The sequence below is a fragment of the Aliivibrio sp. 1S175 genome (assembly GCF_001690985.1).
GTDB lineage: Bacteria > Pseudomonadota > Gammaproteobacteria > Enterobacterales > Vibrionaceae > Aliivibrio.
Genome location: NZ_MAJS01000003.1, coordinates 1 through 25092, shown reverse-complemented (window position 1 = coordinate 25092; position 25092 = coordinate 1). Strand labels below are relative to the sequence as shown.

Sequence of the window (25092 nt, the reverse complement as noted above, 5' to 3'; positions counted from 1 at the left end):
AAAAATGGCAGCTAAATTAGCTGCCATTTTTGGTGGTGTATGTGCATTTTCTTAATTAAAGAATAATACCGCCAAATACAAAACCTAGTGCAACAGACGTCGAAATCGTTGCAACACCCGGGATGAAGAATGGGTGGTTGAATACAAGATTACCGATACGAGTTGAACCAGTGTCATCCATTTCTACCGCAGCAAGAAGCGTAGGGTAAGTAGGAAGTACAAACAGTGCACTTACTGCAGCAAACGAAGCAACTGCCGTAATTGGAGCAACACCAATCGCAAGGGCTGCAGGCATTAGAGCGGTAGTTGTCGCGCCTTGAGAGTAAAGAAGCATTGAAGCAAAGAATAAAACAATCGCTAGCATCCACGGATATTGTGCAAGGATCTCAGCCGAGAACTCTTTTATTTCACCAATGTGAGAAGACACAAACGTATCACCAAGCCATGCTACACCAAGCACACACACACACGCACTCATGCCTGATTTGAATGTTGCTGCGTTTGCAATTTTAGACGCATCAATCTTAGTGAACGTTACGATAGCGGCAGCAGCGGTTAGCATTAGCGCCATGATAGCTTCATTACGACCAATCGTTGGATGCTCAATCAGGCCCACACTGCCACTGATCATCGTTGCATAAGCAACAACGGCTACGATAGCTGCACAGAAGATATAAACAGACGTTTTTGCTGTTGGTAAGATTTCACGCTTACCTGCACCGTTCATCTTGATAAGGCCTTTTGCAAGACGCTCTTGATAAACAGGATCATCTTTTAGCTCACAACCTAGGAAGTTAGCAACAAATGCACCAACCATACATGCTAGGAATGTTGATGGGATACATACCGCTAATAGCGTTAAGTAATCCACACCTAGTGGCTCAAGAATACCAGAGAAGAAAACAACTGCCGCAGAGATTGGAGACGCGGTAATTGCAATTTGAGAGGCAACAACAGCGATAGAAAGAGGGCGAGATGGACGAACACCTTGTTCTTTCGCTACTTCAGCAATAACTGGAAGTGTAGAGAACGCAGTGTGGCCTGTACCTGCTAGCATTGTCATGAAATAAGTCACGATTGGTGCGTAGAAAGTAATACGTTTTGGGTTTTTTCGTAAGAATTGTTCTGCTAGGTCAACCAACCAATCCATACCACCAGCCACTTGCATTGCTGCAATAGCCGTGATTACAGACATGATGATTAAAATAACATCGATAGGGATAGAACCCGCGTCTAAACCTAAGATCATGGTAAGGACAAGAACGCCCGCGCCACCCGCAAATCCGATACCAATACCGCCGATACGTGCACCTAAATAGATGAACAGCAGTACGACAAGAAGTTGTACAGCAATCATAATGTAACTCCAATGTTTGAATTTAAAATAATTATTCAGATTTTTATTGAGCAGTTATATACAGCAATTCAATAAAAGTATGAATGATTACTTGATTTTATTATCAGTAAAATAATGAGTATAAAAAAAAGCGAGCTTCAGTGAGCTCGCTATTTGAGGTGCTACGAATTATTCGTAACGTTTTGCTTTGTATTGCGGATGCATCAGGTTTTCTACTGAGAAGATGTCATCTAGTTGCTCTTCTGTTAGAAGGCCACGCTCAAGAACTACATCGCGAACGTTTTTACCTGTTTCAGCACAAATCTTACCAACAATGTCACCTTCGTGGTGGCCAATGAATGGGTTTAGGTATGTAACGATACCGATAGAGTTAAATACGTGAGCTTCACATACTTCTTTGTTTACCGTGATACCGTCGATACATTTGTCACGTAAGTTCACACATGCATTTTTCAAGATTTCGATAGATTCGAAAAGAGCTTGACCAATTACAGGTTCCATTACGTTTAATTGCAGTTGACCCGCTTCAGCAGCGAAAGTTACTGTAGTGTCGTTACCAATTACTTTGAAACATACTTGGTTTACAACTTCTGGAATTACTGGGTTTACTTTAGCTGGCATGATTGAAGAACCGGCTTGAAGCTCAGGTAAGTTCAATTCATTAAGACCTGCACGAGGACCAGAAGAAAGAAGACGTAAGTCATTACAGATTTTAGACAGTTTAACCGCAGTACGTTTTAGCGAACCGTGGATCATAACGTAAGCACCACAGTCAGACGTTGCTTCGATTAAATCTTCAGCTGCAACACACTCTAGGCCAGTTACTTCAGCTAGGTGACGTACCGCTGCTTCTTGGTAACCTGTAGCCGCGTTTAAGCCAGTACCGATTGCCGTTGCACCAATGTTCACTTCTAAAAGAAGTTGCGCTGTGTAGTTAAGGTTTTTAACTTCTTCTTTCAGTAAGATACCCCAAGCGTGGAATTCTTGACCTACTGTCATTGGAACTGCATCTTGAAGCTGAGTACGACCCATTTTTAGAACATTGCGGAATTCTTGATCTTTAAGATCGAATGCACCTTTTAGGTATTCAATCGCTTCGATTAATTTCATCATGCTGTTGTATACAGCAATACGGAAACCTGTTGGGTATGCACAGTTAGTTGATTGAGAACGGTTTACGTGATCATTAGGGTTAATGATGTCGTATTCGCCTTTTTCTTTGCCCATTAGTTCAAGAGCAACGTTTGCAATAACTTCATTTGCGTTCATGTTTACAGAAGTACCAGCGCCACCTTGATATACATCTGAAGGGAACTGATCCATGCATTTGCCAGTTTCAAGAATTAAGTCACATGCTTTGATGATGTACTCACCAACTTGTGAAGGAATTGCACCCAATTCTTTGTTTGCTAATGCAGCTGCTTTTTTAGTGAAGATCATGCCACGAACGAATTCTGGAACATCAGAAATAGTGACGTTTGAAATGTTGAAGTTTTCCATCGCACGAAGAGTATGGATACCGTAGTAAGCATCAGCGGGAACGTGGCGTTCACCAAGTAAATCTTCTTCAATACGAGTTGCAGTATTTGTTTTTTCTAAATCAAGCATCTGAGTCATAGTAAGCCTTTAAGGTTCTATATTTTAATTATTGGATTTTTTTCCAAGTGACCATATCTGCGAGTAGAGTCCGTTCGTCAGAGGGTGATCAATATCGTACCTGATGCCTTGTTTTAACGTCATCATACACCTCTTTAGTGGTAAAAGTGTTAACTTGATCACTTTTTACGTCGAGTTTTTGCAAAATATTTCAAATTGAGATAATGCTCTCACTAGTTGTTAATATTTTTACTTTATAGGTTATATAACTGCTACTTGAGTTAATGAATTTGATGGCTGTTTACACTCTTTTACAGAGTTCTTTCTTGAAAATTGAACAGAAGTGCCGCATCTATCATAATAGAGAGATAAAAAGTGGTTTGCGGTTAATGCCTGCTACACTAAATAAAGAAATATAAAGCGAAAGATCGTCTTAAATCCAATCGAGGTGTGTTGTGTTTCCTATTTTATTATTACTGTTTATTTTTGTTCCCATAATTGAAATTGCACTGTTTGTGCAAGTTGGGGGCATGTTAGGAATGTGGCCGACGCTTGGATTGGTATTGGTCACCGCCTTTGTTGGTGCGTCATTAGTTCGTAGTCAAGGTATTCAGACTTTGATGTCAGTACAATCAAAAATGCAGCAAGGCGAGTTACCAGCTCAGCAAATCGTTGAAGGCGTCATGCTTGCTATTGCCGGTGTGCTATTGCTTGTCCCAGGTTTTATGACTGATGCGTTAGGAATGCTGGTTTTACTGCCTGCGCCAAGGGCGTATTTAGCAAAACAATTAATGAGCCGAATAAAGGTGAATGGTATCGGAGCATCACAAGGTGGATTTCATGCCGGTTTCGGTGGTGGCTTCGATCAAAATGGTCCTTTTAACCAAGGAAATCCGTTTGATCAAACAAGACAGAATGATCAACAAGGTGATGTGTTTGAAGGTGAATATCAGCGTAAAGAAGATGATCCAAACAAAACCTTAAAATAATTTACTCGCTATCTGAATTGAATAAAAAAAGCCGCGTTATCCTTCTATATAAATAGAGATAATGCGGCTTTTTTACTGTCTGACTTTACTGATTAATTAAGTAATGACTAACGCTTCAACCAAGAACGAGGGTTCTGTGCTTTACTGTTGCGGCGGATTTCAAAGTATAAAGACGGTCTGTCTTGACCCCCACTGTCACCAACCACTGCAATGGTTTCCCCTGCGCGTACTTTATCGCCTTCTTTCTTCATTAGGCTTTGGTTGTAGCCATATAAGGTCATGTCACCCTTACCGTGATCGATTAAGACCATTAAACCGTAACCTCGCAACCAGTCTGCAAAAACAATTTTACCTGAATATACGGCTTTAACTGGAGTGCCATATTCACTTGCTAATACCATGCCTTTCCACGTTAATTGACCGGTTTGTTTGGTGCCAAAACTATGCAATGTTTTAGGATTTTCGATTGGCCAAGGTAGACGACCTTTTTGGCGGGCAATGCCATCCATAGGGACATTGTTTTTAGCTTTTGCTTTAGCAATCGCTACTTTTAAACGTTTTTCATTCTGCTGCAGTTCATTTAAATAACCATTATCATTCGAAATGCGCTTTTTGATGCTTGAAACGGTTTTCTTACGTTTATTTTGAGATGTTTGTAGTGTCTGTTTTTCTTTTGTGTATTGTGCAAGAAGCTCCGTTTGTCGTTGTTGTTGCTTAAGTAAAGAGGCTTCTTTTTCTTTCAGTTGCATTGTGGTGAACTCTAATTGAGATATAGCACCGACTCTGGCTTCTGATAAACGTTGAGCGTACTGAGTCATACGATCTATTTTATTAACATCATCACCGCTCAACACGTTCGACAGTTGATTGTTTCGACTCGTGAAATAGTAGTTAACTAGCAAGTCTTTTAGAATTTCAATCTGACCCACTTGTTGCTGAGTTAGCTCGGACTGCTGTTGTTTTAAGTCAGCAATAGAGGTCTCTAATGTGTGTAGTTCTTGCTTTGCCTTGCGTGTTTTTTGAGAGGCGTTGGCAATGGATAATTCATGTTCCTTCAAACTAGTTTGGAGGCTAGAGAGTTCTTTTTTCTGTTTACTTAATAGTGAGTTTTGACGAGATATTTCTTGCTTCATTCCCTTTAATTCTGCGTCATTAGCATGAGAGATAATAGGAAAGCTAAATGTCAGACACACTAACGCCGTCGTACAGAGTTTACGAAAAGAAAAAAACGTATTTAAAAGGGATATGTTCATTGCCGCATTATTTCAGATAGAGTGGACTCTGACTAGGCAGAGTTTGTGTTTGGTCTCAATTGTAAAACCAATATCACAGCATTTTAGCTGTATTTGGCTGTTTTTTTATCCTCGCTAGTTTCAAAAGAAACCCTAGGGTATACTTTCGCCTTAATTTTAGCGCCTATGGTAACTGAACTGTCTAATGGCATGTGGTTATCCAAAAATCAGAGATAAAGAATATGGAAACGTCAATCATCGATTTTGTAACCAACAACATGATTTTAGCTGTTGTTTGGGTTGGTATTATTGTTGCGTTAATTCAAAACGTAGTAAAACAAAAAACATCGGGCTACCAAGAAATAGATTCAGCACAAGCAACGATGCTAATGAACCGCGAAAATGCGATTGTGTTAGATGTTCGCTCTAAAGATGATTTTAAATCAGGTCACATTACGGATGCGCGTCACATTTTACCAAGTGACATCAAAGCAGGTAACTTATCTGGTCTTGAAAACTCAAAAACCACCCCAATTATTGTTGTATGTAAAACAGGTCAAACGGCTCAAGCTGCTGCAAATGATTTGCATAAAGCGGGTTTTGAGCAAGTTAAACTTCTTAAAAACGGTTTGATCTCTTGGAATGAAGCTAACCTACCGTTGGTAAAAGCTAAGTCGGCAAAAAATAAAAAGTAATTGCCCATTTCCTAAGCAATCGATTCATTTTGATGTGATATCTGGCTCACTTTTTAGATATCACGAATGCAGAGTAGCCCTATATCGTTATTCTGCGTTCATACATATTTAAATATAAAGGACTTTCTCATGGCTGAAGCAGCACAACAAGAACAACAAAACTTTGCAATTCAACGCATCTTCCTAAAAGACGTATCTTTTGAAGCGCCTAATTCACCAACTATGTTCCAAAAAGAGTGGAATCCAGATGTTAAACTGGACCTTGATACTCAAAGCCGTGAACTAGGCGAAGGTGTTTATGAGGTAATCTTACGTTTAACTGTAACGGTTAAAAACGAAGAAGAAACGGCATTCTTATGTGAAGTTCAACAAGGCGGTATCTTTACTGCTGGTCAAATGGAAGAAGCTCAACTAGCACATTGCCTAGGTGCATTCTGCCCGAACATCCTTTTCCCATATGCTCGTGAAACAATCTCTAGCCTAGTCGTTAAAGGTACGTTCCCACAACTTAACCTTGCGCCAGTTAACTTTGACGCATTGTTCATGAATTACCTACAAAACCAAGCTCAAGAAAACGCAGAAGCACCAGCTCAAGCGTAATCTTTGACCGCGAAAAATTGATGACTCTTTGTTATTGATTAATTTGTAGAGAATAAATGCACTTTTTTATCTAATATAGTCCTATAGTTTTTATAGCTCCTATATTTTGATAACAAGTGCATTTTGTTTTTATTACTACTGTATCTTTTGATACTTGTTTTGGATGGTCACAATGACAACACAAACTGATTACTCTGATATATCAATGACCGTACTTGGTGCTGGTTCATATGGAACTTCTCTTGCTATTTCTCTTGCTCGCAATGGCGCAAAAGTGATCTTATGGGGCCATGAAGCTGCACATATGGATCGCCTTGAAGCTGATCGTGCAAATGAAGAGTTTTTACCAGGTGTTGCTTTCCCACCATCATTAATCATGTCAACTGATCTTGAAAAATCAGTTCAAGCGAGCCGTGATTTACTTGTTGTTGTTCCAAGTCATGTGTTTGGCTTGGTGTTAGGTAATGTGAAACCATTTTTACGTGAAGATTCTCGCGTGTGTTGGGCGACAAAAGGATTAGAGCCTGAAACAGGTCGTTTATTAAAAGAAGTGGCAGTAGAAGCCTTGGGTGAATCGCATTCTCTGGCTGTGCTATCTGGACCTACTTTTGCTAAAGAACTTGCTTCTGGTATGCCAACAGCGATAGCTGTGGCATCACCTGATCAGCAATTTGTAAAAGATCTTCAAGAGAAAATACACTGTTCAAAAACGTTCCGCGTATATGCAAATAATGATTTTACAGGCATGCAACTTGGTGGTGCGGTGAAAAACGTAATTGCTATTGGTGCAGGTATGTCTGATGGTATTGGCTTTGGTGCGAATGCGCGTACGGCATTGATTACCCGTGGTTTAGCTGAAATGACACGCCTAGGTGTTGCATTGGGCGCAGAAGCGGAAACCTTTATGGGCATGGCTGGTTTAGGTGATTTAGTCTTAACTTGTACCGATAACCAGTCGCGTAATCGCCGTTTTGGCCTTGCTTTAGGTAAAGGTGGAGATGTGGAAAGCGCCCAAGTTGAAATTGGACAAGTTGTAGAAGGGTATAGAAATACCAAAGAAGTCTTTTTGCTTGCAGAACGTATGGGCGTAGAAATGCCTATAGTTGAGCAAATTTATCAAGTATTGTATCAAGGGAAAGATGCAAGAATCGCTGCGCAGGATTTATTAGCACGCGACAAAAAATCAGAATCGTAATTCAAGGATGGTATGAAGATGAATGAATGTAAGAAACACAAAGTATGGGAAAAAATTGTTCAGGAAGCGCGCGAGCAATCTGAGCAAGAGCCCATACTTGCAAGCTTTTATCATGCCACCATCATTAAACATGAAACTTTAGCGGCGTCATTAAGTTACATTCTTGCGAATAAATTAGCCACGGCTTCAATGCCTGCAATGGCGGTTCGTGAAGTGGTGGAAGAGGCGTTCGCCTCCGATCCAAGTATTACGGATGCGGCCGCGTGCGATATTTGTGCGACGGTAACTCGAGATCCTGCGGTTTCAATGTACTCAATGCCTTTATTGTACCTAAAAGGTTATCACGCGCTGCAAGGTTACCGTGTATCGAACTGGCTATGGAAGCAAGGGCGCGTAGCATTAGCCACTTACCTACAAAATGAAATATCAGTCGCGTGTCAGGTGGATGTTCACCCTGCGGCTACCATTGGTAAAGGGATCATGTTTGACCATGCTACGGGCATTGTTATAGGCGAAACGGCTGTGGTCGAAAATGACGTTTCGATTCTGCAGGATGTCACACTAGGCGGTACCGGTAAAGAGTGTGGTGATCGTCATCCTAAGATCCGTCAAGGCGTTATGATTGGTGCTGGTGCGAAGATTTTGGGTAATATTGAAGTGGGTGTTGGTGCTAAGATCGGCTCGTGTTCAGTCGTACTTCAAGCGGTTCCACCTCATACTACAGTTGCTGGTGTTCCTGCTAAAATCGTTGGTCGTCCGAGTTCTGAAATGCCATCTCTTGATATGGACCAACAGTTTAATGGTAAATCACAAACCTTTATGTCAGGGGATGGGATTTAACTAAACTATTCTCTAATTAATACGTATAAAAATAGCCACTATTGAGTGGCTATTTTTTTGCCATGATAAGGGATTAAAGTCCGCCTTCGAACCCCATTTGACGCCATGCTTCAAATACGATGATGGCAACAGAGTTTGATAAATTTAAACTGCGGCTGTCTGCCATCATAGGAATACGAACGCGTTGTTCCATTGGTAATGCATTAATTAAATCAGCAGGCAAGCCACGGGTTTCTGGACCAAACAATAATACATCGCCTTTCTGATAACTTGGCGTTGTGTGATGGCCTGTCGTTTTAGTGGTACAAGCAAAAATACGGTGCTCACCTTCGCTTTCATTTTCTAAATATTCAAGAAAGGCTGCGTAATCTTTATGGCGCTTTACATGAGCCAAGTCATGATAATCCAACCCAGCTCGGCGAAGTTTCTTCTCTTCTAAATCAAATCCTAATGGTTCAATTAAATGCAGATTTGCACCACAGTTAGCAGACAGTCGAATAATGTTACCTGTATTTGGTGCGATCTCAGGTTCGTACAGCGCAATCTCAAACATAATGAACTCTTGAATAAACGGAAAGTAAACGCAGTATATCTAATACCCATCGGGATAAGTAGTTGATCAGATCATTGTGAAGAAAAATTGAGTTGAATACAGTCTAAACTTGTTTTAGTTGGCAAGATTGAAAGCATGACTTACCTTAAAATAAGTCATGCTTTATAGAGGTGCTACTTTTCGATAGGTAACGTAATCGTCATTCGTAGTCCACCCAGAGGGCTTTTGCTCGCAATGATAGTACCACTATGTTGGTGCATTGCACTTTCAGTGATAGCAAGACCTAATCCTGTACCACCACTGCTTCTATCACGCGCGGTAGATACTCGGTAGAAAGGTTTGAAAATATCATTCAGTTCATCTTCTGGAACCCCTTCTCCATTATCATCAACGTGAATGACTAATGACTTCTCGTGTACAGCGAGATGAACGGTGATGACATCATTACCATATTTAATCGCGTTTCTTATGACGTTTTCTATCGCACTCATCAGCAGATTAGGATTACCAAAAATAGGCGTTTCTGTTAATCCTAAATACGTGAGTGTTTTGTTCATATGTTCAGCTTCAAATTTGGCGTCTTCTAATATATCAAACCAAAGCGTATAAGCATCTGTCTTCTCTCGTTCTTGGTGGCTGTTCACTTGAATACGAGATAGCTCTAATAACTCTGAAATCATCTGTTCAAGTCGGTCTGCTTCCATATCAATACGAGATAATTCAGCACTTTCCCCTTGTTTACGGGTAGCAAGTGCAGTAGCCATTCGTAAGCGAGTTAATGGTGAACGCAATTCATGTGAAATATCGGAGAGCAACCGCTGCTGCCCTGAGATCATTGTGTTTAATGATCCCACCATTTGGTTAAAGCTCTGTCCTGTTTTTCTGAATTCTCTTGGGCCTTTCTCTAAGGCTTCGTCTTTTTCAAATTGACCTCTAGCAACCCGTTCGGCCGCTTTTTGTAATCGTCTTGCTGGTTGGCTTAACGCCCAAGCTAACCATAATAAAAACGGAGTACTAACGAGCATGGTGACGAGCAAGAGCTGTATTGGTTTATCTAAAATACGAAGGATAAAAGGGGGAGGCTTTTTCCAATATCGTCCTACGTACATATAAACGGTTTCATGAGCGATCACGATATCAAACGGACCTGCCATCATGGTTCTACCATAGAGCTTTTGTTGTGGTAGTTTGGGGTCATCAGATAAGGTCAAAAAGTTAAGTAATGCTTTTTTTTGCCCTCGTAATTCTTTGGGTTTATCTAAGATCTCTCCTGTTGGCGTGGTAAAAAAAAGATCTAGATTTTCGTCATGTTTATGCGCTTTATGGCTGATCACTTTTAGTGTGGACTTGAGGTCATCTCGTTCGGAGTATTTGCCTGTAATGTAAGCCGCAATTTGTGTCATTTTTGTCAGTTGTTCTGCGGCTATATTATGGCGAGAGCGAGGATCGAAGTTAGGCCCGATAACGACCCCGATAAGAACCAGCAGTAAGGTAAACCAAAAAATGGCAAAGATACGACTATATAAACTCGAGAGAATAGGAAACTTCATTTTTTTTGCAAACAAGAGTTATTCCTCTACAAATAAATAGCCACGACCACGTAATGTTTTAATACGAGGCTTTTCTCCAGATAGAGGTGGTAATTTTTTACGTAGATTTGATACGTGCATATCAATGGCTCGGTCAAAAGGCGCAAGACGTTTACCTAATACGTCTAAACTAAGTTCTTCTTTAGAGATGATCTCTCCTGGCTTTTGAATAAACTGAGACAATAATCCAAATTCAGTTCCGGTTAAGTCTAATAATACGCCATCATGATAGGCTTCTTGCTTACCAATGAAAATCTCAATGTTTTGGTATTTGATACTGCTGCTATTATGATTTTCTTTGTTTTTACTTTGTGTGCGACGCAATATAGCGCGAATACGAGCGAGTAATTCTCGGTCACTAAATGGTTTAGGTAGGTAATCATCTGCACCAAGTTCTAAGCCGATGACTCGATCAATTTCTTCGCCTTTTGCTGTCAGCATTAATACGGGGATTTCGTTCGTTTCACGTAATTTTCGTAACATATCCATGCCGTTCATTTTTGGCATCATGATATCAAGCAAGATAAGATCAAGATCATCAGTAACTGCTGCTAACCCTTCGATCCCATTATTGGCTTCTACAACGTTATAGCCTTCTAAGCTTAAAATATCTTTAAGTAATGCGGTCAGTTCCACATCATCATCAACCAATAAAATCTTTGCCATTATTATTCACCTGCTTAATATCTTATGGATATAGTATCGCCAAATAATGGGTGAATACCAACCTTGGAAATGCTCTTTACGTTGATTTACGCTCAAAAGACACTCATTTACTTTACTTGAGCTATTCTTATTCCATACCAAGCAGCAACGAGCTGCCTTTGAGCAAACTGAATTTTCTGTAACGGAGATATTATAATGAACATGATGAAAAAAATGATTTTAGGTGCGGTAGTACTTCCTCTTTCTTTAGCGTCTGCTTCTGCATTTGCAGCTGGTGGTCATCATGAAGGTGGAATGAAAGGCGGCATGAAGGGTGGTGAAGGTATGCATGGTGGTAAGTGCATGATGAAAGCCAATAAAAAAGCATTTAAAGATCTTGAGTTAACCGATGCTCAAGAAGATCAACTAGACGAAATGCGCGATGCTCGTAAAGCAGAACATAAAGCAAGAAAAGGTGAAAAACGTCAACCAACAGCGGAAATGAAAGCTGACCATGAGGCAATGCAAAATCTTATTTTAGCGGATAACTTTGATGAATCTGCGGTTCGTGATTTAGCAGAGAAGATGTCACAAAAACAAATTGACCACCGTGTTGATATGATTAAGAAACGTCACGATATGATGAATATTTTAACCCCAGAGCAAAAAGCAGAATTTAAAGAAAATCAAGATAAATACAGAGCTGATTGCGCTAAATAATTACACGTATTTTACGTATAAATTGAAACGAGTCTTTATGCATAATAAAGGCTCGTTTTTTTATTGCGGTAACTTTGTTAGGTACTTATTAATAAATTGAATAACGATCATCAAGTTAAGGCTTTATACTAGAGAGCTGATTTATAAGAAACGGAAGATTCATGACTAAAAAATACGCCTCTTTAGTAACGATGGCAGCTTGGCTTGCAACGATTGTCGCCACAATCTTAATGCTTGTGAAGCTAGGTACGTGGTGGGTAACGGGTTCGGTAAGCTTATTGGCTTCTTTAGTCGACTCTTTGCTGGATATGGCGGCTTCTATTACCAACTTACTGGTGGTGCGTTATGCGCTTCAGCCGCCAGATGAAGAGCATAGTTTTGGTCATGGGAAGGCTGAATCTTTAGCGGCACTCGCTCAAGCGATGTTTATTTCAGGTTCGGCGTGTTTCTTACTATTGAATGGGGTAGAACGTTTTTTCCGTCCTCAAGACGTTATAAACCCTGAGCTTGGGGTGTATGTTAGTGGCTTTGCCATTGTACTCACCTTTGGGCTTGTCATGGTTCAGCAATGGGTCGTTAAGCAAACGGGAAGCCAAGCCATTGCGGCGGATTCACTGCATTATAAAACCGATCTCTTTATGAACGCGGCCATTATGTTGGCGCTGGCATTAAGTTGGTATGGTTGGCATGAAGCGGATGCTATTTTTGCGTTGATTATTGGTGTTTATATATTGGTTAGTGCATTTAAAATGGCGTATGAAGCTATTCAGTCATTGCTTGATAGACAATTGCCGATTGAAGAGTTAGAACAGATAAGAGAGGCGTGTTGCCGTGTAGATGGTGTTGAAGGTATTCATGATTTAAGAACCCGTCTTGCTGGGCCAACGCGTTTTATTCAATTGCATTTAGAGTTGCCAGATCAAATGCCGTTAGTGAAAGCACATATTATTGCCGATAAAGTGGAAGATGAGCTTTTAACCGTATTTCCGCATTCGGATATTATAATTCATCAAGACCCGCTTTCAGTTGTGCTAGACTCAGACAGAGAACAAACAGAGTTTCCATAAGAGTTCAGTAGTATTATTAGCAGTTATTGTTTGTTCGTAACAGAAAAATGAAATAGTTGTGATTGATTCTGATGTGAATCAACGAACTTTTTCAGTAAACTGGTAATACTCTTACATAAGAAAAAAAATTACAGATTATTAATGGTGAGCGGATAAGGGAGTTTGCTTGCTGTATTAAAAATTGAAATTGAAATTCCCAACCATATTAGAGGGTAACCATGGTCAAGAAGATTGGTGTTTTAACAAGTGGTGGCGATGCGCCGGGTATGAATGCGGCAGTTCGTGGTGTTGTTCGTACAGCACTAACGCAAGGCCTAGAAGTATTTGGTATTCATGATGGCTACTTAGGTCTTGTTGAAGATCGTATCGAGAAATTAGAGCGCCATAGCGTATCTGATATGATCAACCGCGGCGGTACGTTCTTAGGTTCAGCTCGTTTTCCTGAATTTAAAGAAGTCTCTGTTCGTGAAAAAGCGATCGCAAACCTTAAGAAACACGACATTGATGCGTTAATCGTTATCGGTGGTGATGGTTCTTACATGGGTGCTAAGAAGCTAACTGAAATGGGTTACCCATGTATTGGTCTTCCGGGTACTATCGATAATGATATCGCAGGTACGGATTACACAATCGGTTACTTAACGGCATTAAATACAGTGATTGATGCGATTGACCGTTTGCGTGATACATCGTCTTCTCACCAACGTATTTCTATTGTAGAAGTTATGGGCCGTCACTGTGGTGATTTAACATTAATGGCTGCAATCGCGGGTGGTTGTGAGTACGTAATTACTCCAGAGACTGGCTTAAATAAAGAAGCATTAATTCAAAATATTCAAGACGGTATTGCGAAAGGTAAAAAGCACGCAATCATCGCTATTACTGAATTGATGACTGATGTAAACGCTCTAGCAAAAGAAATCGAAGCAGAAACAGGTCGTGAGACTCGTGCTACGGTTCTTGGTCATATTCAACGTGGCGGTCAGCCTGGTGCATTCGACCGTATTTTAGCATCTCGTATGGGTAATTACGGTGTTAAGTTACTTGTTGAAGGCCATGGTGGTCGTTGTGTTGGTATTCAAAATGAACAGCTTGTTCACCACGATATCATCGATGCAATCGAAAACATGCGTCGTCCTGAGAAGTTAGAACTTTATAAAGTAGCGGAAGAGTTATTCTAATTTAGAGTACTACTAAGTTATAAAAGAAAAACCGAAGTATAAGCTTCGGTTTTTTTGTATCTGAAAAACGGAATGTATTTTAACGTACCATTTTAAATACTGAGTTTATTCCAGATATAGGTCGAGTGGTGTTTTGCTTTTACGACCACCGATTTCTCTTGTTAATGTTGGTACGAGATAGCCTGATACATTTTCGATTAACTCTCCCATTAGCCGTTTCGCTTCTTTATCAGAAACAAAGAAATGAGCAGCACCTTGAACCTTATCTAATACATGAAGGTAATAAGGCAGAATACCGGCATCAAATAATGCCTCACTTAAATCAGTTAACGTTTCAGCGGTATCATTCACCCCTTTAAGTAAGACACCTTGGTTTAGTAGGGTTACGTTAGCGTACTTTAGTTGAGTCATTTTTTCAGTGAACTCAGCATTGATTTCATTCGCATGATTGATGTGCGTAACTAAAATTATTTGAATCGAAGTTTCAGAAAACAACGAACATAATTTATCTGTAATTCGGTTAGGTATGACCACAGGCAAACGGCTGTGAATACGAAGACGCTTAATATGAGGAACGGTCTCTAAATGTTGAATTAACCATTCTATCTCATGGTCTTTTGCCATCAAAGGATCACCACCAGAAAGAATCACTTCGTTTAATTCAGGATGCTCGGCAATATAATCTATGGATTTTTTCCAGACGGATTTCCCGCCTTTATTATCTTCATAAGGAAAATGGCGACGGAAACAATAACGGCAATTTACCGCGCAGCCTCCTTTCAAAATTAACAAAACACGGTTTTTGTATTTATGCAGTAATCCGGGTTGTTCGTTATCTTGTTCGTCAAGAGGATCGGTCGAATATCCGTCATGTACTTCGAATTCTTGATCTAAAGGCAATACTTGGCGTAATAAAGGATCAAAAGGGTTGCCAAACTCCATTCGATCGACAAAACTTGTCGGCACACGTAACGCAAATAACTTTTTCGCTTCTAATCCTTTCTCCCAAGGTGAGCTATCAATTCCTAGAGTTGAAAGCAGTTGATGAGGATCTGAGATCGCATTTGAGATCTCTTTGAGCCAGTTTTGCTCAACAGGAGCGTCATTTCGGGTTATTATGTGTGACATTATTTATAACTCAACGATGTTAAGAGGAAATCATGGCGTCAGTAAGTACCAATGAATTCAAAGGCGGTTTGAAATTTATGTTTGATAACGAGCCATGCTCAATTATCGACAATGAATATGTTAAACCTGGTAAAGGCCAAGCATTCAACCGTGTAAAACTTCGCAAATTGCTTTCTGGTAAAACACTAGAAAAAACATTTAAATCAGGTGAAAGCTTCGAGCTTGCTGATGTTGTCGACGTAGAGCTTGACTACTTGTACAGCGATGGCGAATTCTTCCATTTCATGAACAGCGTAAGCTTTGAGCAAATCGCTGCTGATGTTAAATCGGTTGGTGACACGGCTAAATGGTTAGTAGAAAACAACACTTGTACTGTGACTCTTTGGAATGATAATCCAATTACGGTGACACCGCCAAACTTTGTTGAGATTGAAGTGACTGAAACAGATCCAGGTCTGAAAGGTGATACTCAAGGTACTGGTGGTAAACCAGCTACATTAGCAACAGGCGCTGTTGTTCGTGTTCCACTGTTCATCGCTATTGGTGAAGTAGTGAAAGTAGATACTCGTACGGGTGAATACGTAGGTCGTGTGAAGTAATTTCGATATAGATCGAGATTATTTTGCATAAAAGGTCACTTCGGTGGCCTTTTTTATTGCGTGAATATGTTGTTATTTATATGACAGAAACAAAAAAGGTTGGCATAAAGCCAACCTTTTTTTATTCATCTGAAGTCAGACTAGATCATAAAGATAAACACAACAGAAAGAACGGTTGCTAATGCTGCCGTTGCATAACAAGCAATTTTGCCTGCAGTGCCTGTGTGGAATTTAAGATCGTGCATACCATGGTGTACACGGTGCATTGCATGCCACATTGGCATTGAGATTGAACCAATCACAAATAATGCACCAATGATGCTTGTTACAAAACCAGCAACACGTAGGTAGTTCATTGACTCAGGACCGATCACGCCAAGTGGTACTAAAATACCAAGAACAAGGATTGTTACTGGTGTTAGCATCGCAAACCAAGTGCCGCCAGCACCAAATAAGCCCCACCATACAGGTTCGTCAGAACGCTTTGGATTAAGATTTACCACAATAACTCTCCTTAAACGATAACCAATACAAGTAATGTAATTGCTGCAACTGCAGCCCATTGTGCAAGCACAACCACTTTTTTATCTAGTGTTTTACCACCCAGACGAATCGGCATTACTTGCGGCATCATGCTAAAGAAAGTTTGAGCATGGAATAAGCTACCCGCTAAAGCAACAATGTTCAAAGCAACCACAATAGGGTTTGCCATGAAATCTAACCATGAAGCCCAAGCCAGTGGACCTTTTACTAAACTACCTAAACCAACAAGCAGACAGATAGTAAAGAAAATCAATGGAAGAATGGTTGCTTCACGAACCATGTAAAAACGGTAGAAAGGGTGATCTTTCCACCACGTACGTGTCATTTCGCGAACGTAAGGTTTACGGTTGCTCATCCTTATGCCTCCTGAGGTTTAAGCATTGCGATAAGAAAGTCTTGAGATGATGCAATCTTACCTTGGTTTACTGCCGCAGCAGGGTCAACGTGTTTTGGACATACTTCAGAACAGTAACCAACAAACGTACAACCCCAAGCACCATTGTCGCCATTGATTAGTTTCATACGTTCAGAAGAACCACTATCACGGCTATCAAGGTTATAACGATGTGCCATTGTTAGTGCTGCAGGGCCAATAAATTCAGGGTTTAGACCGAATTGAGGACAGGCTGCGTAACATAGACCACAGTTGATACAACCAGCAAATTGTTTGTATTTTGCCATTTGCTCAGGAGTTTGGTTGTTTGGACCTTGCTCAGGAGTACGGTCATTACCAATGATGTAAGGTTTGATTGCTTCTAGGCGCTCAATGAACGGCGTCATATCAACAATTAAATCTTTCTCAATAGCAAAGTTAGCTAATGGTTCAATGGTTAAGCCATTTGGGTAATCACGTAAAAACGCTTTACATGCAAGCTTAGGAACATTGTTAACCATCATGCCGCAAGAACCACAGATCGCCATACGACAAGACCAACGGTAAGACAGGTCTTTATCTAGGTTATCTTTGATGTAGCCTAATGCGTCTAATACAGAGGTTGTATCATCACAAGGTACATCAAATGTTTGTAGGTGTGGTTCAGCATCAGTCATTGGATTATAACGCAGAATGCTTACTTTTTGGACTCTTTTGCCAGCTGTCATTATGCTTGCTCCTCTGCGTTTTTCACGGCTTTCTCTGCTGCCGCTTCTTCTGCTGCTGCTTTCTCTGCTGCTTCACCATATAGGCGAGCTTTTGGTTGAGATTTAGTAATAGTTACGCTGCTGTACTTGATTGTTGGTGCAGCATCTTCGTTGTAATACGCTAATGAGTGTTTTAAGTAATTTACATCATCACGCTCTGTACAACCTTCGTCTAAACGTTGGTGTGCACCACGAGATTCTTTACGTAAAATTGCTGAGTGAGCCATTGTTTCAGCCACTTCAAGACCATAACCAACTTCGATTGCGTATAAAAGGTCTGTATTGAATACTTTGCCTTTATCTTTGATGCTGATGTTTTTGTAACGTTTTTTCAGCTCAGCCAGTTTATCAACCGTATCTTGCATTTCGTGTTCTTTACGGTAGATACCACAACCAGCTTCCATTGAGTGACCCATTTCAGTACGGATATCAGCCCAGTTTTCATCGCCTTCTTGTGCTAGTAAAGCATCAATACGAGCTTCAACAGCTTCGATTTGAGTTTGGATAGAAGCATCGTTCCAAGTTGTGAATTCAGCGGCACGTTCAGCGGCTTTTTCACCAGCAAGACGACCAAATACAACAAGTTCAGCTAGAGAGTTTGAACCTAAGCGGTTTGCACCGTGAAGACCAACAGATGAACATTCACCAACCGCGAATAGGCCTTTGATGTTTGTTTCGTTGTTCTTATCCGTTTCAATACCACCCATGGTGTAGTGAACTGTAGGGCGAATTGGAATTGGTTCTTTAGCTGGATCAACGTTAACGTAAGCTTTTGATAGCTCACAGATAAACGGAAGACGCTCATTTAGGTATTCTTCACCTAGGTGACGAAGATCCAAATGCACTACATCACCCAGTGGGTGTTTAATAGTGTTGCCTTTTTGAAGTTCATGCCAAAATGCTTGTGAAACTTTGTCACGAGGACCCAGTTCCATGTATTTGTTCTTTGGCTCACCGATAGGAGTTTCTGGACCCATACCGTAATCTTGTAGGTAACGGTAACCATTTTTATTGATCATGATACCGCCTTCACCACGACAACCTTCAGTCATCAAGATGCCAGTACCTGGTAAACCTGTTGGGTGATATTGTACGAATTCCATATCACGTAGAGGTACACCATGACGGAATGCCATAGCCATACCATCACCAGTTACGATACCGCCATTGGTATTACAGTGGTAAACACGACCTGCGCCACCCGTTGCTAATACAACAGATTTTGCTTTAATACAGATAAGTTCGCCTTCAGCCATATGAATAGCAATAAGACCTTGAACTTGGCCTTCTTCAACAAGAAGGTCAACAACAAAATATTCGTCAAAACGATTGATTTGAGGGTATTTCATTGAAGTTTGGAACAGAGTATGAAGCATGTGGAAACCGGTTTTATCGGCAGCAAACCACGTACGTTCAACTTTCATACCACCAAAACGACGAACGTTAACTTCGCCATTTTCTTTACGGCTCCAAGGACAACCCCATTGTTCTAATTGAGTCATCTCGCGGTATGCATTTTTTACAAAGTATTCAACAACATCCTGTTCACACAGCCAATCACCACCACCAACAGTATCGTTGAAGTGATTGTCTAGTGTATCTTCTTCCTTGGTCACGGCTGCGGATCCACCTTCAGCGGCAACAGTGTGCGAACGCATAGGGTAAACTTTTGAGATTAGAGCAATGTTAAGCTCTGGGTTCGCTTCTGCTGCTGCTATAGCGGTACGTAGACCTGCACCGCCCGCGCCGATCACTGCAATATCTGTGGTTATAGTTTTCACAGTTATTCTCCGGGATAAAAGATAAAAAATTAAATTAACCATACAAATATGATCAATTATGTGAATCTAGCCTGCTCATGTGACAAAAAAGAGCAAATAATAACTTAAAAATTCTGATGCCATTCTAAATGAGCTTTTAGAATAAAAATTGATATGGATAAAGTTTTGTAGTGCAAGTACCACTAATGGGGTGGTTTATTGTGAATAATGTGATCTCCGTCAACTAGTTACAGCTGTTAATTTTGGCGTTAAATTGTAGTTAAGTTGTTGCTTTGTAAGTGATAATGATTCTTATCAGACCTGTATCCCCTTGAAGGTTAAGGGGATTTATAAAGTTAAAAAATAGGTAACCTTGAAATCGGTTATCAGGTATCATTTTGGATAAGTTTTTCTAATGTATAAAATTATGACTAGTCAAAACTGGATGCCGAGCGCATCAATTGAACAATTACAGCAACGTGCTGATATTCTTGCTTTAATCCGTAGATTCTTCTTTGAGCGAAAAGTGATGGAGGTGGATACGCCAGCAATGAGTCATGCAACCGTGACGGATGTGCACCTTCATACGTTTCAAACTGATTTTGTTGGCCCTGGTTACGCAGATGGCGTACATCTGTATTTTATGACCAGTCCAGAATTTCATATGAAGCGCTTACTGTCTGCGGGCAGTGGTGCGATTTACCAAATTAATAAAGCCTTCCGTAACGAAGAAGCTGGGCGTTTTCATAACCCTGAATTTACGATGTTGGAATGGTATCGCCCAACGTTTGATCATCATCAATTGATGGATGAAATGAATGAGTTACTTAAACTTGTTTTAAAATGTGACGATGCTGAACGAATGACATACCAAGAGGCTTTCATTCAAGTGCTTGGTGCTTGTCCATTAGAAGCATCGATGGATGAACTTAGAGCTGTAGCAGCACCGTTAGGGTTGTCAGACATTGCTGATGTTGAAGAAGACCGAGATACATTATTACAATTGCTATTTAGTATGGGCGTTGAGGAGAAAATAGGACAAACGGTGCCAGTTTGTGTTTATGATTTTCCGGCTTCTCAAGCAGCTCTTGCTAAAATTAATCCTGAAGACTCTAGGGTCGCTGAGCGATTTGAGGTGTATTTTAAAGGAATTGAATTAGCGAATGGTTTCCATGAACTTGATAATGCGAAGGAACAACTCGCTCGTTTTGAAGAGGACAATGCGAAACGAAAATCAATGGGTTTGATTGAGCAACCGATCGATTATCATTTGATTGCAGCATTAGAAGCAGGATTTCCCGATTGCGCTGGTGTGGCGTTAGGCATTGATCGTTTGATCATGTTAGCAATGGGGGAAAAGCACATCGATCAAGTGATGGCTTTTCCTTTTGATAGAGCGTAATACTAATCCACAGAAGTGAGTGTGCATTGACTTACAGCGATTAGCTAACGATAAGTCCAGTGCCAATCACCGCTAAACAAGCACCTAACCACGCAAAGCGGTTAGGTGCTTTTTTTGTGTATAGCCACAATAAAGGCAAAATAATAATCGGTGTGGTAGAAGAAAGTAAGGCAACCATACCTACATTTCCTTCTTGTAAGGCATATAAGATTAAGGTCATACCTATTGTCATTGCAAGAAATCCGTTCAAAGCGACAATGCCTAAAATACGAAGGTTAATCGGAGTGATAGGGCGTGAAATGGGTAGGTTAGTTAATCTTAATAAACTATGAGCCGCAAAAGCTGAGGCCATTCGAATTGCGGAAGCTGCAATAGGATCTGCACTGGTTAGCATCACCGGTTTTGCGATCACACCGCCAAGCGCTTGGCAAAAAGCGGCAAGTAAGCCCAGAGCGATTGCGATCCAAATATTTCCTTTTACTTCCTCCCATGTATCTTGGTTATCCGTTTTTTTCCCAAAGAAAATAGCAATGGAGACGCCAGAAAATACAGAGATGGCACCGATAAGCTCCCACCCTTGTAAGGTTTCATTAAATAACCAATAGCCAAGAATAGCGGAGAATAAGGCATGACAAGAAAAGAGTAATCCGGCTTGTCGAGGGCCCATACGATTAAAGCAGGCAAATAAAGCGGTATCTCCAATGAAGATGCCAATAAAACCAGAAAGCATCATTGGGTATAAATGAGAGGACTCAATAGAGGACCAACCACCCGTAAACCAAGCAAGACTCGATAACATAATGGTTACGCAGCCCATTCGCCATCGGCTATAAGCAAATGCACCAAGATGACGAGCGGGTGCAACTGAAATCATGCTTGATAGTGCCCATAAGCACGCAGCACCAAGTGCTAACCATTCATATCCCATTATCATTCCATTGATTATTTTTTATTCATTAGTTTTAGATTATCTGAACTTAAAAAAATAGCGAACACAAGGTTCGCTATTTTGGTTTTATTTTAAGTAAATTATTTATTTTGCAATATGCGCAAATGGAGTACCCATACGAGTTGGAACGCCATTTTCCATTGATGCATCAAATTTAATTGAATTAGGAGCAAATAGGTTAATAACCGTAGAGCCTAATTTAAAGCGACCCATTTCTTCCCCTTTCTTAAAGCGAATGACATCATCACCAGAAAGAGGGTAATGCCACGTCTTAACCGCAGGGCCTGTAGGTGGAGTAACCGTATCAGCCCATGTTGTTTCAATACTACCAACGATAGTTGCACCAACAAGAACTTGAGCCATAGGACCAAATTCAGTATCAAAAATACAAACCACACGTTCATTACGAGCGAATAGGTTTGGTACGTTCTCTGCGGTTAATGGGTTTACAGAAAAAAGATCACCAGGAACGTAAATCATTTTACGTAATGTGGCATCGCAAGGCATGTGTACACGGTGGTAATCGCGTGGTGATAAATACAGAGTTGCGAATTCGCCGCCCATAAATTCTTCAGCCAGCTCTTCATCGCCACCAAGCAGTTCTTGAGCTGAATATACATGACCCTTAGCTTGAACTAATTGACCGTCAGTAATCGGACCAAATTGACTTACACAAGCATCTGCAGGATGAGAAATGACATCTTCATCTTCATTGATTGGGCGAGCACCGTCTTCTAATTCACGAACAAAGAAGTTATTGAACGTAGAATATGCTTCAGGATTTGGGTTCTTAGCTTCGCTCATTTCAACTTTATATTGTTTAATGAACCACTTAATTACCGCAGTGGTTAACCAACCCATTTTTGCTGAGGCTAATTTGCCAGCTAAACGAGTAAGTGCGTGTTTTGGGGTTAAATACTGTAACCCTATTTTTAAATTATCTGACACGTTATTTGCCTACTAGTTATCAATTAAGATGAATATTACCACATCTTCACTTTGTTTATTAATCGGCTTTTTTGCTGCGAGAGAATTGACGGTTCGCCTTATTCTCAGACATACTTTCAATGATCCGGTGGTAACTATCAAAGCGTAGTTTAGCAATTTTACCACTCTTAACGGCTTCTTGAAGAATGCAGCCGGGATCATCTTTATGTTTACAGTCTCTAAATTTACAGCCACCAATGAAACCTTTGAATTCAATAAAGGATTCAGTCACTTCTTCTTTTTCTAAGTGCCAAAGGCCAAATTCACGAACTCCAGGGGAATCAATAAGATCACCGCCATGAGGGAAATGATACAAACGTGCCGCTGTTGTTGTGTGTTGACCTAGACCCGAATTTTCCGATACCGCACCTTCCATTATTTCAAGCTCAGGCATTAAGGCATTAACAAGACTTGATTTCCCTACACCAGATTGACCAACAAAAATATTAATGTGATCTTTTAGTTCGGCTTCAAGCTCTTCAACGCCATAGCCTGATTCTTTACTGACATATTTTACTTTATAGCCAATATCTTCATATAAACTTAGGATTTGTCTCACATCAATAAATTCTTTTTCAGACAATAAATCCACTTTGTTCAGTACGATCAACGGTTTGATGTGCAACGTTTCTGAAGCGATAAGGTAACGGTCAATAATGTTTAGTGAGAGTTCAGGAAGAATAGAAGAGACAATCACCATTTGGTCAACGTTAGCTGCGACAGGTTTGATACCGTCGTAATAATCTGGGCGAGTCAGCATAGAGGTTCGTGGCTTAACTGCTTCTACAACACCTGATATTCCTGCAAGTACTTCTGTTCCAGGGCGCCAAATCACGCGGTCACCAGAAACTAAGCTTTCAATACCTCGACGTAAATTACAACGATGTATTTCTTTAGTATCTGGATCTTCAATATCCGCATGTTGGCCAAAGCGAGTGATCACTAGACCTTCTTTAGCGGCTTCTAATGAAGATTCATCCCACTCGATGGTGGTTTTTATTTTTTCAATACGTTTGCTTTGATTTGAACGTACTCGGCGTACTTGGCCTTTAGTTAGCTTTTTCTTCTTTGCCACGAAATGATTTCACTTGTAGGTTGGCTTTCAGTTTTATGTTGAAAGATAAATCGGCCCGAGTATCATACCCTTTTTAGTTACAAAATAGGCAACTCTCTATGGCAATTAATGATCAAAACCTGATTTGGGTTGATTTGGAGATGACAGGCTTAGATCCTGAAACTCATAAAATCATCGAAATCGCATCCATTGTAACTGATGCTCAGCTAAATATTTTAGCAGAAGGGCCTGTTATTGCTATTCATCAATCAAAAGATGAGTTGGCTAAAATGGATGACTGGTGTACCAATACACATACTAATAGTGGTTTGGTAGCTAGAGTAAATGCAAGTGAACATGATGAAGCGTCAGCCATTGAAGAGACGATTGCGTTTCTTGAAAAGTGGGTGCCAAAAGGCGTATCGCCAATTTGTGGTAATAGCATTGGCCAAGATCGTCGTTTTCTTTATAAGCACATGCCAAAATTGGAAGAGTATTTCCATTATCGTTATGTTGACGTGAGCACAATTAAAGAGCTTACTCGCCGTTGGAAGCCTGAAGTACTTGATGGCTTTGAAAAAACAGGGGCACATTTAGCATTAGATGATATCCGTGAATCTATCGCTGAATTGAAGTATTACCGTAAAAATATCTTCACAATTTAACGAACTAGATCAATTTGATTGTTTGTTGAGCGAATTTTGCGGGTTTTAAAGAAATTTCGTTTTTTTTTCAAAATCCGCTTGCATCATCACGTTTTACTCGTATAATTCGCAGCCTCTGAACGAGGAGCTACTCCTTATCAGAATGCGACACTAGCTCAGCTGGTAGAGCGCAACCTTGCCAAGGTTGAGGTCACGAGTTCGAGCCTCGTGTGTCGCTCCAATTTCTTTTTGAAATTGGCTTAAAGTCTCATTGTACTTAAACAATGCATCCGGACGCGGGATGGAGCAGTTTGGTAGCTCGTCGGGCTCATAACCCGAAGGTCGTAGGTTCAAATCCTGCTCCCGCAACCATATTTTGATTTAATGCTTTTATAGCGTTAATCATGTAGTATTCGATTCGATTGAAAGCTTCGCATTAGCTGAGGTTTCCAGAATCTGGTATTACGATATTTTTACTTACTAAGTAAAAATGGCATATAGTTTCATTGTACTTAACAATGCATTCGGACGCGGGATGGAGCAGTTTGGTAGCTCGTCGGGCTCATAACCCGAAGGTCGTAGGTTCAAATCCTGCTCCCGCAACCATATTTAGATTGAATGCTTTAT

The 25092-nt window shown here is 40.5% G+C and carries 25 protein-coding genes and 3 tRNA genes; 14 read left to right on the top strand and 14 right to left on the bottom strand.

The window, feature by feature from the left end; genetic code table 11:
- Positions 1–55: 55 nt before the first annotated feature.
- Together A6E06_RS00415 and aspA are read right to left on the bottom strand one after the other, a co-directional pair.
- Positions 56–1357 (bottom strand): anaerobic C4-dicarboxylate transporter, encoded by a 1302-nt coding sequence (locus A6E06_RS00415; RefSeq protein ID WP_065592912.1) that lies wholly within the window; start codon positions 1355–1357, stop codon positions 56–58.
- A 168-nt stretch (positions 1358–1525) separates the two neighbouring features.
- Positions 1526–2974 (bottom strand): aspartate ammonia-lyase, encoded by a 1449-nt coding sequence (gene aspA / locus A6E06_RS00410; RefSeq protein WP_065592913.1) that lies wholly within the window; start codon positions 2972–2974, stop codon positions 1526–1528.
- Positions 2975–3408: 434 nt separating this feature from the next.
- Between aspA and A6E06_RS00405 the strand changes: the two genes are divergently transcribed.
- The gene (locus tag A6E06_RS00405; protein ID WP_065592914.1) at positions 3409–3942 is read left to right on the top strand and encodes an FxsA family protein; all 534 of its coding nucleotides are present in this window, start codon (positions 3409–3411) and stop codon (positions 3940–3942) included.
- Between the two features lie 107 nt (positions 3943–4049).
- Here the strand turns inward: A6E06_RS00405 and A6E06_RS00400 are convergent, their stop codons facing one another.
- A complete protein-coding gene (locus A6E06_RS00400) occupies positions 4050–5195 on the bottom strand; it encodes a murein hydrolase activator EnvC (RefSeq protein WP_065592915.1) in 1146 nt (381 codons plus the stop codon).
- A 221-nt stretch (positions 5196–5416) separates the two neighbouring features.
- Here A6E06_RS00400 and A6E06_RS00395 point away from each other — a divergent pair, with 221 nt between their 5' ends.
- The 4 genes from A6E06_RS00395 to cysE all read left to right on the top strand — a co-directional run bounded on the left by A6E06_RS00395 (position 5417) and on the right by cysE (position 8504).
- Positions 5417–5869: a rhodanese-like domain-containing protein gene (locus A6E06_RS00395; RefSeq protein WP_065592916.1), complete on the top strand. Its 453-nt coding sequence runs from the start codon at positions 5417–5419 to the stop codon at positions 5867–5869.
- A gap of 129 nt (positions 5870–5998) precedes the next feature.
- Positions 5999–6469, top strand: coding sequence for a protein-export chaperone SecB (secB, locus tag A6E06_RS00390; RefSeq protein WP_065592917.1), 471 nt, complete (start codon positions 5999–6001; stop codon positions 6467–6469).
- 163 nt (positions 6470–6632) lie between these two features.
- Entirely contained in the window at positions 6633–7664 is a 1032-nt protein-coding gene (gpsA, locus tag A6E06_RS00385; RefSeq protein ID WP_141676850.1) for an NAD(P)H-dependent glycerol-3-phosphate dehydrogenase, read from the top strand.
- An 18-nt stretch (positions 7665–7682) separates the two neighbouring features.
- Positions 7683–8504 (top strand): serine O-acetyltransferase, encoded by an 822-nt coding sequence (cysE, locus tag A6E06_RS00380; RefSeq protein WP_065592919.1) that lies wholly within the window; start codon positions 7683–7685, stop codon positions 8502–8504.
- A gap of 73 nt (positions 8505–8577) precedes the next feature.
- Here cysE and A6E06_RS00375 read toward each other — a convergent pair whose 3' ends face one another.
- From A6E06_RS00375 to A6E06_RS00365, 3 genes are all read right to left on the bottom strand, one after another.
- Positions 8578–9057 (bottom strand): tRNA (cytidine(34)-2'-O)-methyltransferase, encoded by a 480-nt coding sequence (locus tag A6E06_RS00375; protein WP_065592920.1) that lies wholly within the window; start codon positions 9055–9057, stop codon positions 8578–8580.
- A gap of 173 nt (positions 9058–9230) precedes the next feature.
- Positions 9231–10607 carry an envelope stress sensor histidine kinase CpxA gene (gene cpxA, locus A6E06_RS00370; protein ID WP_065592936.1) on the bottom strand — a complete coding sequence of 459 codons (1377 nt, stop codon included), beginning with the start codon at positions 10605–10607 and terminating at the stop codon, positions 9231–9233.
- Between the two features lie 18 nt (positions 10608–10625).
- Entirely contained in the window at positions 10626–11312 is a 687-nt protein-coding gene (locus tag A6E06_RS00365) for a response regulator (RefSeq protein WP_065592921.1), read from the bottom strand.
- Positions 11313–11507: 195 nt separating this feature from the next.
- On the opposite strand from A6E06_RS00365, the gene A6E06_RS00360 reads away from it, so the two are divergent.
- The 3 genes from A6E06_RS00360 (at position 11508) to pfkA (ending at position 14259) form a co-directional block, all read left to right on the top strand.
- Positions 11508–12011, top strand: coding sequence for a CpxP family protein (locus tag A6E06_RS00360; protein WP_065592922.1), 504 nt, complete (start codon positions 11508–11510; stop codon positions 12009–12011).
- Between the two features lie 161 nt (positions 12012–12172).
- Positions 12173–13078, top strand: a complete 906-nt coding sequence (fieF, locus tag A6E06_RS00355; protein ID WP_065592923.1) for a CDF family cation-efflux transporter FieF — start codon at positions 12173–12175, stop codon at positions 13076–13078.
- Between the two features lie 218 nt (positions 13079–13296).
- The gene (pfkA, locus tag A6E06_RS00350; RefSeq protein ID WP_065592924.1) at positions 13297–14259 is read left to right on the top strand and encodes a 6-phosphofructokinase; all 963 of its coding nucleotides are present in this window, start codon (positions 13297–13299) and stop codon (positions 14257–14259) included.
- 105 nt (positions 14260–14364) lie between these two features.
- On the opposite strand, the gene epmB is transcribed toward pfkA, so the two are convergent.
- Positions 14365–15387, bottom strand: a complete 1023-nt coding sequence (gene epmB, locus A6E06_RS00345) for an EF-P beta-lysylation protein EpmB (RefSeq protein ID WP_065592925.1) — start codon at positions 15385–15387, stop codon at positions 14365–14367.
- A gap of 32 nt (positions 15388–15419) precedes the next feature.
- Here epmB and efp point away from each other — a divergent pair, with 32 nt between their 5' ends.
- Positions 15420–15986, top strand: coding sequence for an elongation factor P (gene efp, locus A6E06_RS00340; protein WP_012551228.1), 567 nt, complete (start codon positions 15420–15422; stop codon positions 15984–15986).
- 140 nt (positions 15987–16126) lie between these two features.
- Here efp and frdD read toward each other — a convergent pair whose 3' ends face one another.
- From frdD to frdA, 4 genes are read right to left on the bottom strand one after another with little or no spacing between them, the layout of a single operon-like run.
- Entirely contained in the window at positions 16127–16489 is a 363-nt protein-coding gene (frdD, locus tag A6E06_RS00335; protein WP_017022845.1) for a fumarate reductase subunit FrdD, read from the bottom strand.
- Between the two features lie 11 nt (positions 16490–16500).
- The gene (frdC, locus tag A6E06_RS00330; protein ID WP_012551226.1) at positions 16501–16884 is read right to left on the bottom strand and encodes a fumarate reductase subunit FrdC; all 384 of its coding nucleotides are present in this window, start codon (positions 16882–16884) and stop codon (positions 16501–16503) included.
- 2 nt (positions 16885–16886) lie between these two features.
- Positions 16887–17630 (bottom strand): succinate dehydrogenase/fumarate reductase iron-sulfur subunit, encoded by a 744-nt coding sequence (locus A6E06_RS00325; protein WP_065592926.1) that lies wholly within the window; start codon positions 17628–17630, stop codon positions 16887–16889.
- Positions 17630–19450: a fumarate reductase (quinol) flavoprotein subunit gene (gene frdA / locus A6E06_RS00320; protein ID WP_065592927.1), complete on the bottom strand. Its 1821-nt coding sequence runs from the start codon at positions 19448–19450 to the stop codon at positions 17630–17632. The genes A6E06_RS00325 and frdA overlap by 1 nt, the downstream gene beginning before the upstream one ends.
- 406 nt (positions 19451–19856) lie before the next feature.
- Between frdA and epmA the strand changes: the two genes are divergently transcribed.
- The gene (gene epmA / locus A6E06_RS00315; protein ID WP_176713265.1) at positions 19857–20831 is read left to right on the top strand and encodes an elongation factor P--(R)-beta-lysine ligase; all 975 of its coding nucleotides are present in this window, start codon (positions 19857–19859) and stop codon (positions 20829–20831) included.
- Between the two features lie 40 nt (positions 20832–20871).
- On the opposite strand, the gene A6E06_RS00310 is transcribed toward epmA, so the two are convergent.
- The 3 genes from A6E06_RS00310 to rsgA all read right to left on the bottom strand — a co-directional run bounded on the left by A6E06_RS00310 (position 20872) and on the right by rsgA (position 23842).
- On the bottom strand, positions 20872–21759 hold the full coding sequence (locus A6E06_RS00310; RefSeq protein WP_065592929.1) for a DMT family transporter: 888 nt from the start codon (positions 21757–21759) through the stop codon (positions 20872–20874).
- A 105-nt stretch (positions 21760–21864) separates the two neighbouring features.
- Complete coding sequence (gene asd, locus A6E06_RS00305) at positions 21865–22728, bottom strand: archaetidylserine decarboxylase (RefSeq protein ID WP_065592930.1); 864 nt, start codon at positions 22726–22728, stop codon at positions 21865–21867.
- A 58-nt stretch (positions 22729–22786) separates the two neighbouring features.
- Positions 22787–23842, bottom strand: a complete 1056-nt coding sequence (rsgA, locus tag A6E06_RS00300; RefSeq protein WP_065592931.1) for a small ribosomal subunit biogenesis GTPase RsgA — start codon at positions 23840–23842, stop codon at positions 22787–22789.
- A 98-nt stretch (positions 23843–23940) separates the two neighbouring features.
- Here rsgA and orn point away from each other — a divergent pair, with 98 nt between their 5' ends.
- The 4 genes from orn (at position 23941) to A6E06_RS00280 (ending at position 25071) form a co-directional block, all read left to right on the top strand.
- A complete protein-coding gene (orn, locus tag A6E06_RS00295) occupies positions 23941–24486 on the top strand; it encodes an oligoribonuclease (protein WP_065592932.1) in 546 nt (181 codons plus the stop codon).
- A gap of 144 nt (positions 24487–24630) precedes the next feature.
- Positions 24631–24706: transfer RNA gene (locus A6E06_RS00290), tRNA-Gly, on the top strand.
- A 54-nt stretch (positions 24707–24760) separates the two neighbouring features.
- Positions 24761–24837, top strand: a tRNA-Met gene (locus A6E06_RS00285).
- A gap of 157 nt (positions 24838–24994) precedes the next feature.
- Positions 24995–25071, top strand: a tRNA-Met gene (locus tag A6E06_RS00280).
- The last annotated feature ends 21 nt before the right edge of the window (positions 25072–25092 follow it).

Bases quoted from the DNA above. Each gene is read 5' to 3' on its own strand.
- A6E06_RS00365 (WP_065592921.1), bottom strand. From the start codon at position 11,312: ATGGCAAAGATTTTATTGGTTGATGATGATGTGGAACTGACCGCATTA.
- cysE (WP_065592919.1), top strand. From the start codon at position 7,683: ATGAATGAATGTAAGAAACACAAAGTATGGGAAAAAATTGTTCAGGAA.
- A6E06_RS00415 (WP_065592912.1), bottom strand. From the start codon at position 1,357: ATGATTGCTGTACAACTTCTTGTCGTACTGCTGTTCATCTATTTAGGT.
- A6E06_RS00310 (WP_065592929.1), bottom strand. From the start codon at position 21,759: ATGGGATATGAATGGTTAGCACTTGGTGCTGCGTGCTTATGGGCACTA.
- epmA (WP_176713265.1), top strand. From the start codon at position 19,857: ATGACTAGTCAAAACTGGATGCCGAGCGCATCAATTGAACAATTACAG.
- cpxA (WP_065592936.1), bottom strand. From the start codon at position 10,607: ATGAAGTTTCCTATTCTCTCGAGTTTATATAGTCGTATCTTTGCCATT.
- A6E06_RS00360 (WP_065592922.1), top strand. From the start codon at position 11,508: ATGAACATGATGAAAAAAATGATTTTAGGTGCGGTAGTACTTCCTCTT.
- A6E06_RS00325 (WP_065592926.1), bottom strand. From the start codon at position 17,630: ATGACAGCTGGCAAAAGAGTCCAAAAAGTAAGCATTCTGCGTTATAAT.
- frdC (WP_012551226.1), bottom strand. From the start codon at position 16,884: ATGAGCAACCGTAAACCTTACGTTCGCGAAATGACACGTACGTGGTGG.
- secB (WP_065592917.1), top strand. From the start codon at position 5,999: ATGGCTGAAGCAGCACAACAAGAACAACAAAACTTTGCAATTCAACGC.
- orn (WP_065592932.1), top strand. From the start codon at position 23,941: ATGGCAATTAATGATCAAAACCTGATTTGGGTTGATTTGGAGATGACA.
- A6E06_RS00400 (WP_065592915.1), bottom strand. From the start codon at position 5,195: ATGAACATATCCCTTTTAAATACGTTTTTTTCTTTTCGTAAACTCTGT.
- A6E06_RS00395 (WP_065592916.1), top strand. From the start codon at position 5,417: ATGGAAACGTCAATCATCGATTTTGTAACCAACAACATGATTTTAGCT.
- pfkA (WP_065592924.1), top strand. From the start codon at position 13,297: ATGGTCAAGAAGATTGGTGTTTTAACAAGTGGTGGCGATGCGCCGGGT.
- A6E06_RS00375 (WP_065592920.1), bottom strand. From the start codon at position 9,057: ATGTTTGAGATTGCGCTGTACGAACCTGAGATCGCACCAAATACAGGT.
- fieF (WP_065592923.1), top strand. From the start codon at position 12,173: ATGACTAAAAAATACGCCTCTTTAGTAACGATGGCAGCTTGGCTTGCA.
- gpsA (WP_141676850.1), top strand. From the start codon at position 6,633: ATGGTCACAATGACAACACAAACTGATTACTCTGATATATCAATGACC.
- aspA (WP_065592913.1), bottom strand. From the start codon at position 2,974: ATGACTCAGATGCTTGATTTAGAAAAAACAAATACTGCAACTCGTATT.
- epmB (WP_065592925.1), bottom strand. From the start codon at position 15,387: ATGTCACACATAATAACCCGAAATGACGCTCCTGTTGAGCAAAACTGG.
- efp (WP_012551228.1), top strand. From the start codon at position 15,420: ATGGCGTCAGTAAGTACCAATGAATTCAAAGGCGGTTTGAAATTTATG.